Annotated in this window: 11 protein-coding genes and 1 pseudogene; 6 read left to right on the top strand and 6 right to left on the bottom strand. The window is 64.3% G+C overall.

Annotation, left to right across the window (positions count from 1 at the left end; genetic code table 11):
* The first annotated feature begins 49 nt into the window (after nt 1–49).
* From ACYG9Z_RS14320 to ACYG9Z_RS14305, 4 genes and pseudogenes are all read left to right on the top strand, one after another.
* Nucleotides 50–337: a hypothetical protein gene (locus ACYG9Z_RS14320; protein WP_245259928.1), complete on the top strand. Its 288-nt coding sequence runs from the start codon at nt 50–52 to the stop codon at nt 335–337.
* A gap of 420 nt (nt 338–757) precedes the next feature.
* Complete coding sequence (locus ACYG9Z_RS14315; RefSeq protein ID WP_023752373.1) at nt 758–1,105, top strand: hypothetical protein; 348 nt, start codon at nt 758–760, stop codon at nt 1,103–1,105.
* A 307-nt stretch (nt 1,106–1,412) separates the two neighbouring features.
* Entirely contained in the window at nt 1,413–1,784 is a 372-nt protein-coding gene (locus ACYG9Z_RS14310; protein ID WP_023681251.1) for a hypothetical protein, read from the top strand.
* 96 nt (nt 1,785–1,880) lie between these two features.
* A pseudogene (locus tag ACYG9Z_RS14305) lies at nt 1,881–2,253 on the top strand (endonuclease domain-containing protein).
* 118 nt (nt 2,254–2,371) lie between these two features.
* Here ACYG9Z_RS14305 and ACYG9Z_RS14300 read toward each other — a convergent pair.
* A complete protein-coding gene (locus ACYG9Z_RS14300) occupies nt 2,372–2,692 on the bottom strand; it encodes a hypothetical protein (protein ID WP_023681249.1) in 321 nt (106 codons plus the stop codon).
* Between the two features lie 163 nt (nt 2,693–2,855).
* On the opposite strand from ACYG9Z_RS14300, the gene mbfA reads away from it, so the two are divergent.
* Complete coding sequence (gene mbfA / locus ACYG9Z_RS14295; RefSeq protein ID WP_023752375.1) at nt 2,856–3,839, top strand: iron exporter MbfA; 984 nt, start codon at nt 2,856–2,858, stop codon at nt 3,837–3,839.
* Nucleotides 3,840–3,999: 160 nt separating this feature from the next.
* Here the strand turns inward: mbfA and ACYG9Z_RS14290 are convergent, their stop codons facing one another.
* From ACYG9Z_RS14290 to ACYG9Z_RS14280, 3 genes are all read right to left on the bottom strand, one after another.
* Nucleotides 4,000–4,344: an antibiotic biosynthesis monooxygenase family protein gene (locus ACYG9Z_RS14290; RefSeq protein ID WP_023692960.1), complete on the bottom strand. Its 345-nt coding sequence runs from the start codon at nt 4,342–4,344 to the stop codon at nt 4,000–4,002.
* Nucleotides 4,341–4,697, bottom strand: a complete 357-nt coding sequence (locus ACYG9Z_RS14285) for an NIPSNAP family protein (RefSeq protein ID WP_023692959.1) — start codon at nt 4,695–4,697, stop codon at nt 4,341–4,343. Before ACYG9Z_RS14285 ends, ACYG9Z_RS14290 begins: the two co-directional genes overlap by 4 nt.
* Before the next feature lie 84 nt (nt 4,698–4,781).
* Complete coding sequence (locus ACYG9Z_RS14280) at nt 4,782–4,985, bottom strand: DUF1127 domain-containing protein (RefSeq protein WP_023752376.1); 204 nt, start codon at nt 4,983–4,985, stop codon at nt 4,782–4,784.
* 69 nt (nt 4,986–5,054) lie between these two features.
* Here ACYG9Z_RS14280 and ACYG9Z_RS14275 point away from each other — a divergent pair, with 69 nt between their 5' ends.
* Nucleotides 5,055–5,774 carry an ArsR/SmtB family transcription factor gene (locus ACYG9Z_RS14275; RefSeq protein WP_023752377.1) on the top strand — a complete coding sequence of 240 codons (720 nt, stop codon included), beginning with the start codon at nt 5,055–5,057 and terminating at the stop codon, nt 5,772–5,774.
* Between the two features lie 108 nt (nt 5,775–5,882).
* On the opposite strand, the gene ligD is transcribed toward ACYG9Z_RS14275, so the two are convergent.
* Together ligD and ku are read right to left on the bottom strand one after the other, a co-directional pair.
* The gene (ligD, locus tag ACYG9Z_RS14270; RefSeq protein WP_023752378.1) at nt 5,883–8,393 is read right to left on the bottom strand and encodes a DNA ligase D; all 2,511 of its coding nucleotides are present in this window, start codon (nt 8,391–8,393) and stop codon (nt 5,883–5,885) included.
* Nucleotides 8,394–8,404: 11 nt separating this feature from the next.
* Entirely contained in the window at nt 8,405–9,271 is an 867-nt protein-coding gene (gene ku / locus ACYG9Z_RS14265) for a non-homologous end joining protein Ku (RefSeq protein WP_023752379.1), read from the bottom strand.
* Nucleotides 9,272–9,287: the final 16 nt, after the last annotated feature.

Genomic DNA, 9,287 nt, shown 5'->3' with positions numbered 1-9,287 from the left:
ACCGGCGGTGCCTTTGGCCTGCCGGCACCTTCGTCGCTAGCGCGCGCCGTTGCGCGAAACCCTGTGGGCGATCGACGGCGCAGCCCTCGTGGTGGCCACCGCGCTGCTGACCATGAAATACCAGCGCCTCGGCAAAGACTGCGTCGCGGCCGGGTTCCTCACCTTTCTCGCCGGCGAGAGCCTGCTTTTGGCCGGCAATGCCGCGGGGCTGGAGGCCAGCGTTCCGTCCTATGTCGGCGGCGTCTCGCTGTGGGCGGCGGCGCTCGTCCTGATTGGCGCGGCGAACACTTTTGCCCTGTGGATGCGGCTCACCGGCGCGCCATCCTGTTTGTCGTGACGGTGGCCTGGTGCTGTAGGGCGCGCCGTTGCTGCCCACCTCGGCGCCGCTGCCCGCCGTCGGCTGTCCGTTCCTGGTGCTGACCTTTGTCGGCTGGATCTGGACGTTGCTGAAGTCGCCGAGGTGATTGACGCGATCCGACGGCTGGCGCCGCATGTGAAGTGGGCAGTAGGGGGCGTAGCGTATCACGAGGCCGCCCCCTCATCCGGCCGCTTCGCGGCCACCTTCTCCCCGCTGGGGAGAAGAGGCGAGCACCAGCGCCGAGCGAGCTCCTCTCCCCTCGGGGAGAGGTCGGATTGCCCCGAATTGCCTTTCGCAATTCGGCTGGCAATCCGGGTGAGGGGGACTTGCCTAGCCGTGGCTCTAGGCCCGGCCCTCGCGGCGTGCGACCCTCGCATCTCCGATTCGGGACCGCCCGCCATGCTCCGCCTCACCCTTGCCGCCCTTCTCCTCGCCACGCCAACCCATGCCGCCGATATGGCGTTTTTCGTCAAGAACCTGCGCAGCCAGGCAGTCGCGGTGGAGCTGTTCAGCCGTGACCGCAAGATGTCGTGGCCGGGCGGCGACCAGGTGTTTCTGATCGAGCCGAGCTCGCAGAAATCGGTGCCGATCTCGTGCAATTCAGGCGAAAACATCTGCTACGGCGCCTGGGTGAATGGCAATGATGGGATTTCGGCGGGGGTCGGGCCGGATAATGACCAGCCGTGCGATACGTGCTGCTTCATCTGCGTGGAGAAGACGACCGAGACGATCGATCTGGTTGAGTGAGGGGCGGGGCGCCGAAGCTGCTGATCTCCCCCCTCGTGGGGGAGATGTCCGGCAGGACAGAGGGGGCGCGAAGGATCGCCAGCGTATGGATCAGCAAGCCTAAAATTGAAATGGCGCGGCTGCAGGAATGAGAGGTCGGCGGGACAGCGCCCCCCTCTGCCTTGCCAGGCATCTCCCCCACGAGGGGGGAGATCAGCAGCTCCACCAATCCCCCCAAAATCAGTCACGCCCCGCCCTTCAATCTCCGCCGCCATCATGCGATGCTGGCGCTCTCGGCCGGGGGGCCGATTTGCCTCGGGGGAACACCATGTCTTTCACTTGTCTGCGCCGCGTCGTCGTCGCGCTCTCGCTTGCGGCGCTGTTTGCGCCGGCCGCTCACGCCGCCGACATCACCTTCGCCGTCAAGAACAGCCATCCCAACGCCATGCGCCTCGAGCTCTACAGCCAGGACCGCGACTATGTCTGGCCGGGCAACGACAAGGATTTTTATCTCGACGATGGCGAGACCAAACAGATCCCGGTCTCGTGCGACGAAGGCGAGTCCATCTGCTACGGCGCCTGGGTCGACGGCGACGAAGGGACCTATTGGGGCGTCGGCCCCAACAACAAGGAAAGATGCGAGGATTGCTGCTACACCTGCAATGGCGGCGAGACGGAAGAGATTGAACTGACGCCGTAGGAAGTAAAGCCAATCTCCCCCCAAGTGGGGGAGATGTCCGGCAGGACAGAGGGGGGCGCCATAGAGCGCAAGCCTCGGCAACCACCGAGCATCGTAATGCCGCACACGCCTCTACCGCCTCGACATCGCGCAAACGCCAGATCGATGCGCAAAGTGCTGACGCCAGCCGAGCTCAAGCTCTGGAACGAACTTCGTGCTCACCGGCTGATGGGGCTTGGCTTCCGACGACAATTTCCGATTGCCGCCTACATCGTCGATTTCGCTTGCCCGGAGAAGAAGCTGGTCATCGAAGTCGATGGCGCCCAGCATGCGGACGCCGGCGCGGCTGCCGGTGAAGAAACGCGGACATCGCACCTCGAACAAGATGGCTGGACCGTCCTGCGGTTCTGGAATGACGACGTCATCCGCGACATCGACAATGTCTGCCAGCATAATTGTGATTGCGGCTGAGCTTGGAGGCGCATCCTGAACGGATGACGGTGCTGGGCTTTAGGCAGGGAAAGGTCGGCGGGACAGTGCCCCCCTCTGGTCTGCCGGCCATCTCCCCCACGAGGGGGGAGATCGGGTTCCGCCGCGGCTTTCGCCAATTATCCCAGCAACGCCCTCTGCCGCTTCGGCCCGCCCGCCTTGCGCCAGGAGTTGAACCGGTGCGTCGCGGCGGCAAACGAGATCTTCATCTGCTGGGCGACCGAGTAGCGCGACTTGCCTTCGTCGAACAGGCGGTAGCAGCATTCGACGCCCTCCTCGGTCAGCTTGCCGTCGGGCGCCTTGTTGTGCGGATTGGCGGGGTCGAATTTTTCGACCTGCTGTTCGACCAGGCCTTTCAGCCGCTGCAAATCGGCCTCGATGCTGGCGATCAGATCGAGGACGGGTTTCGGATCGAAGTGGTCATGCGGCTTTGCCGTCATCTTGCTCATGCCTTTCGCTTGCGTGTCGCGACAATATAGGTGAACATTTGCCGATAATGAAGGGCGCGTTGCAATCCGGCGCTTCAACATTTCTTGACCGGTGATTGACCGCGGAGATTGCAGCGCCTAGTTTAGAATTGTTCTAAACTGGGGTGAATTTCTCATGCTTTCCCGTGTCTTCGGTTTCGGCCGCCGTCCTTTCGAAACGCTGTCGGAACAGGAGATCCTGGCCCTGGCAATTTCATCCGAAGAGGATGACGGGCGCATCTACCGCGCCTATGCCGACGGGCTGGCGGACAGTTTTCCGCAATCGGCGAAAGTGTTCGAGGCGATGGCGGCGGAGGAAGACGGCCATCGCGATTCCCTGATCGAGCTTTACCGCAAACGTTTCGGCGAGCGCATTCCGCTGCTGCGCCGCGAGCACGTGAAAGGCTATTACGAGCGCAAGCCCGACTGGCTGGTGCGGCCGCTCGGCATCGAGCATGTGCGGCGCCAAGCCGAAGAGATGGAGCGGCAGGCCTATCGCTTCTATGTCGAGGCGGCCAAGCGCACCGGCGATGTCTCGACGCGGAAACTACTCGGCGACCTGGCCGCGGCCGAGCAAAGCCATGAGAATTCGGCGCATCGGCTGGAACAGAAACTCGTGCCGGGCGAGGTGAAGGACGAGGAAGCCAGCGCCGAGCAGCGCCAGTTCATCCTGACCTATGTGCAGCCGGGACTGGCCGGGCTGATGGACGGCTCGGTGTCGACACTGGCGCCGATCTTTGCCGCGGCGTTTGCCACCCACGACACCTGGCAGACGCTGCTGGTCGGCCTCGCCGCCTCGATCGGCGCCGGCATTTCGATGGGCTTTACCGAAGTCGCTTCCGACGACGGCAAGCTGTCGGGGCGTGGCTCGCCCATCAAGCGCGGACTGACCGTCGGCATCATGACGACGCTGGGTGGGCTGGGCCACGCGCTGCCTTACATCATCCCGCATTTCTGGACGGCGACGGCGGTGGCGGCCGTGGTGGTGTTCTTCGAATTGTGGGCGATCGCCTTCGTGCAGAACCGCTACATGCAAACCCCGTTCCTGCGCGCGGCGTTTCAGGTGGTGCTGGGCGGGGCGCTGGTGTTTGCGGCCGGGGTGCTGATCGGGAATGCGTGAGCGCCAAGCGCCCCCTCACCCAGCCTCCGCTTCGCTCGGCTGACCTCTCCCCGAGGGGAGAGGAGATTTTCGAAGCCTGCGCCAGTCTCTTCTCCCCAGCGGGGAGAAGGTGGCCGCGAAGCGGCCGGATGAGGGGGCCTGGCGCGACGCCGATACCTAGTCACCCATTCACCGCCCTGCTATCCTCTGGCGCCTCGTCCCTCTCCGTCAGCCCGTAATCCCGCACCACATGCGCAATCCGCAGCCGGTAGCCGGCAAATATTCCGCCGCGGCCCGCATGCTGCGCCTGCCGGTGCTCTTCCGTGTTGCGCCAGGCTTTCACCGCTTCCTCGTCGCGCCAGAAGGACAGTGACAGGACCCGGTTGGGATCGCCCAGGCTCTGGAAGCGCTCGATCGAGATGAAACCGTCTATGCCGTCGAGCAGCGGCCGCAGTTCGGCAGCGATACCGAGATAGGCATCGCGCTTTCCCTCAGCCGGTTGCACCTCGAAGATGACAGCGATCATATCTCCTCCTTGACCGCGGTCTGGAACAGCTGCCGCGGTCCATGCGGCCCCGACACCAGCTTCAGGAAGATGCGGTCCTCTTTCAAGATGAACTTTTCGCGGCGGGCGAATTCGTAATTGGCCTTGCCCGCCGGATCGGCGGCGAGACGGGCGCGATATGCTTCGTAGGCGGCGAGGCTGTCGATGCTGTAGGCGGCGTAGGCGGTGGTGGCCGAGCCCTCATGCGGGGCGTAGTAGCCGATCAGATCGGCGCCGCAGCGCGGGATCGCCTGGCCCCAGGCCTTGGCATATTGCTCGAAGGCCGGCTTGCCGAACGGGTCGATCTCATAGCGGATGAAGCAGGTGATGGTCATCGTGATCTCCTTGGGTTCGCGTGGATAGTTCGAGCGGCGTCGAAACGTTGTGCCGCAGGGTCTGCTAAGCGAAAGCGCTGGCGGTCAGGCCTGCCAGAAGGATTTCGCGCATTCGCGGCGCACATCCTCACGGGTCAGGCCGAGATCGCGCAGCAGATGGTCGTCGACCGCCGCGAGGTCGAGCCGCTGCACATGGCGGTCGTACCAGCGGGCGAGCAGCCGCCGTTGCAGCCAGGTGACGAATGGAAACCGCCGGCGGCTGGCGAGTGGGGCGGAAGCGGTTGGCATCGGCGTTCTCCTTGATCCCGCCCGACAATAATGCTTATCTGACGAGAATGCTTCGATGGAGACCTAACTATGCGTGAAGGACCCGACATTGCCCGCATCGCCAGCCTGGTCGGCGATCCGGCGCGGGCAAACATGCTGAACGCGCTGATGGGCGGCACGGCTTTGACGGCTAGCGAACTGGCGCTGGAGGCCGGCGTGTCGCTGCCGACGGCGTCCTCGCATCTGTCGAAACTGATGGAGGGCGGGCTTTTAACTTTGGCCAGCCAGGGCCGGCATCGCTATTACGGCCTCGCAGGGCCGCAGGTGGCCGGCATGATCGAGGCGATCACCGGGGTGGCCGAAGCGGTCGGCCCCAAGCGGGTGCGGCCCGGCCCGCGCGACGGCGCCATGCGCGTCGCCCGTGTCTGCTACGACCACCTCGCCGGCGAACATGCGGTGGCGATGCTCGACCGCCTCGTCGCGCGCGGCATCCTGTTGCGCGACGACAATGAGATCAGGCTCGGGGAGATCCGGCCGGGGCAGATCCGGCCGGGGGAGATCAGGCTCGGGCCGTCGGCAGCATCGCATTTTTCCGCCATCGGCATCGATGTCGGCGCCAAGCCGCGCCGGCCGGTCTGCCGAGCCTGTCTCGACTGGAGCGTGCGCCGCTCGCACCTCGCGGGAACGCTCGGCGCGGCTATTCTGGACAAGATCCTGTCGGAGAAATGGGCAAGGCGGGAGAAGGACAGCCGCGCGGTGGTGTTTTCACCGCCGGGGAAGCAGGCGTTCGAGCGGGTGTTTTTGGGTTAGTTTGCAGGCACTAATTGGGCGACGCTGGCGGTACAGCACCCCCCTCTGTCCTGCCGGACAGAGGGGGGTGTGACGGAACGCTTGCGTAGCAGGTGAGGCGCGCGACGCTCACCCCCGCTTCAGCACCTTCGCCTGCTCGAAGAAATCCGCCCACGGATCGGCCTTCTCCAATTCCTTCAGCGTCGTCTTGTCGCCGATCGGGAAGGAATTCGGCGCCAGCCCCTTCTCAACCTCCGCCCACGTCACCGGTACCGAGACCGTCGCGCCCTTCTTGGCGCGGGAAGAGTAGGGCGCGACGGTGGTCGAGCCCCTGCCATTGCGCAGATAGTCGACGAAGATTTTTCCGGTGCGCGCCTTTTTCGACAGCGTCGCCGTGTAGCGGTCGGGCGCGGCCTGCTCCAGCGCCTTGGCGAAATCATGCGAGAAGGTTTTGACCGCCTCCCAATCCGCCGACGGCTTCAGCGGCACCAGCACGTGATAGCCCTTGCCGCCTGACGGCTTGACGAAATTCGGCAGCGACAGATCGTCGAGCTTGCCTCTGATGTCGAGCGCGGCCTCGCGCACCGCCTTGACGTCGACGCCTTCGTCGGGATCGAGATCGAAGATGATCTGATCCGGCTTTTCCAGCTCATCGATCTTGCAGCCCCAGATGTGGACCTCGACCACGCCGTACTGGACCAGAGCGGCAAGGCCGTCGAAATCGCGGATGAACAGGATTTCCTCGCCATCGGTCGGGTCCTTCATGCGGGCAATCTTGTCGCTCATGCCGGCCGAAGCATGTTTCTGGAAGAAGCGCGGACCGCCGATGCCATCCGGCGCCCTGACCAGGCTGAGCGGCCGGTTGACGATGAACTGCTCCATGCGCGGCCAGACCAGCGCGTAGTGTTCGAGCAAGTCCTGCTTGGATATTTTTTCCTCGGGCCACAGCAGCTTGTCGGGATGGGATAGTTTTACGCTGGTCGTGATCGTCGCGGGCGCCTTAGCACCGGCGGCCTTGCCGGCGCTGATTGCCGCCGGCTTTGCCTTGTTCGCCGCCTTCGATGGCTTTTCCTGCACGACTTCCTCCGCCGGCTTGTCCTCGCGCAGTCCCTGGAACGACGCGTGGCGTATTATACGGTCCGAGGTCCAGCTGCGGAACTCCACTTCGCCGACAAGTTCGGGCCTGACCCAGACCAGGCCCTTGCCCTTGGGAACCGCGGCGGCAAAGGGCGAGGCGTCTGCCTTCAGCGCATCGAGTTTTTTCTTCAGATCGGTGGCGCTCCTGGCTGTGAAGCCCGTGCCGACGCGGCCGGCGTAGTGGAGCTTGCCGCCCTCGTGGTAGCCGACCAGCAGCGAACGCAGGCCGCGGCCGGTCTTGTCCGAGGGCAGATACCCGCCGATGACGAATTCCTGGCGGGCCGTGCATTTCGATTTCACCCAGCTTGGGCCACGGCCGCTCCGGTAGGGCGCATCGGCGCGCTTGGAGACGATGCCTTCGAGGCCCATGCGGCAGGCGTGCTGCAGCATGATCTTGCCGGGCTCAGCGAAATGGTCGCTGAAGCGGACGGCGGCATTTTCGGCCGTCTCGCCGAGCAACTCCTGCAGCGCCTGCTTGCGCTCGACCAGCGGCTCGCGGCGCAAATCCTTGCCGTCAAGCCGCATCAGGTCGAACACATAGTAGGTGAAGCGGTCGGTTCGATTGGCGGAGAGATCCTGCTGCAGCAGCGAGAAGGACGAAACGCCGCTGTCGGCGAGCACGACGATCTCGCCATCGATGATGGCGTCGCTGCATTTCAGCTGGGCGAGTTCCGCGACGATCTCGGGGCCGAATTTCCCCGTCCAGTCGAGGCCGGTGCGGGTCAGCAGCCGCACCTCCGTGCCGGCGATCTGCGCCTGCATGCGGTACCCGTCGAACTTCACCTCATGCAGCCAGTCCTCGCCGGGCGGCGCCTCGCGCTCCAGCGTCGCCAGCTGCGGCTCGACGAAGTCGAGGCGCTTGCCGGCTTTCGCCTTGCTGGATGCCGCGCGCTTGTTGGAGTGCCAGACCTTCGGCTTCTTGCCGTCGGCGGTCTTGCCTTCCGCGACCTCTTCGATGGTCAGGCCGGACTTCACCGATTTCGGTGCGTCCTTCAGGATATCCTCGCCGGGGCGGGCGGCGGCATCGTCGGATTTGATCAGCAGCCAGTTGTCGCGCTTTTCGCCCGGGCGGGGTCTTAATCTGACCAGATGCCACCGCCCATTCAGCTTCTGGCCGTTGAGTTCGAAGTCGATATGGCCCTTCTTCATCGCCTTGGCCGGGTCGATCTCGGGCGTCCATGTGCCTTCGTCCCAGACGATGACGGTGCCGCCGCCATACTCGCCCTTGGGAATGGTGCCCTCGAAGCCGGCATAGTCGATCGGGTGGTCCTCGACATGCACGGCCAGCCGCTTTTCGTGGGGGTCGAGGCTCGGGCCTCGCGTCACCGCCCAGCTCCACAACACGCCCTCATGCTCGAGGCGGAAATCATAGTGCAGCCTGGTCGCGTCGTGCTTCTGGACGACGAAGATGCCGCCGGGCTGCTTGCCGCGCGCGACCTTGCCCGCCGGCTCGGCCGTCTTCTTGAAATCGCGTTTGGACTGATATTGTTCGAGGTTGGCCACGGCGCCGACCCTCAAGCCGACTTGCGCTTGGGCGCAGAAGCTTTCGCCTTGCCGCTTTTTGCCGCCGGCTTGGCCTTCTTCGCCGAGCCTTCCGCCTGGCCGCCATCGGACAGGCTCTTCTTTAGCGCGTCGAACAGATTGACGACATTGGACGGCTTGGGCGCGGCCTGCGCTTTCGGAGCCTTCTTTCCGGCCTTCTTGGCGCGGATCAGTTCGAGCAGCGCTCCCTCATACTTGTCCTCGAATGTCGACGGATCGAACTTCCCCTTCTTCTTGTCGATGATGCGTTCGGCCATATCGGTCATCTCCTGGTCGGTCTTCACCGCCTTGATGTCGCCGAAGATGCTCTCCGGCTCCCGCACCGTGTTGCCGTAGCGCAAGGTGGTCAGCACCATGCCTTTGCCGCGCGGCTCGATGACCACGGGCCGCTCGCGGCTATAGAGCACGACGCGCGCCAGCCCGGCCATCTTCTTGTCCGCCATGGCATCGCGAATGACGGCAAAGGCCTCCTCCGACACCTTGTCGGCGGGCGTGACATAATAGGGCGTGTCGAGATAGATCTGCTCTATCGAGGCTTTGTCGACGAAGCCGTCCAGCGCCATCGTGTGCGAGGACTCGATCTGCACCGCTTCGATCTCTTCGTCCTCGACATAGACGAACTCACCGGGGCTCACCTCATAGCCCCTGATCTCGTCGCCATCGCCCAGCGGCTTGCCGGTTTCAGAATCGACATAGATGCGCTTGACCGTGTTGCCGGTCTTGCGGTTGAGCACCCGGAACGAAACTTTTTCGGCGTGGGTGACGACGTTGGTCAGTTCGACAGCGCAGGTGACCAGCGACAGTTTCAGATAGCCCTTCCAGGCGGGGCGAGGTGCCATGGCGAACTCCTGCGCG

Source organism: Mesorhizobium sp. RSR380A (assembly GCF_054719385.1).
Note: the sequence above shows the minus strand (reverse complement) of the source record. Positions and strands in the feature narration are given on the sequence as shown.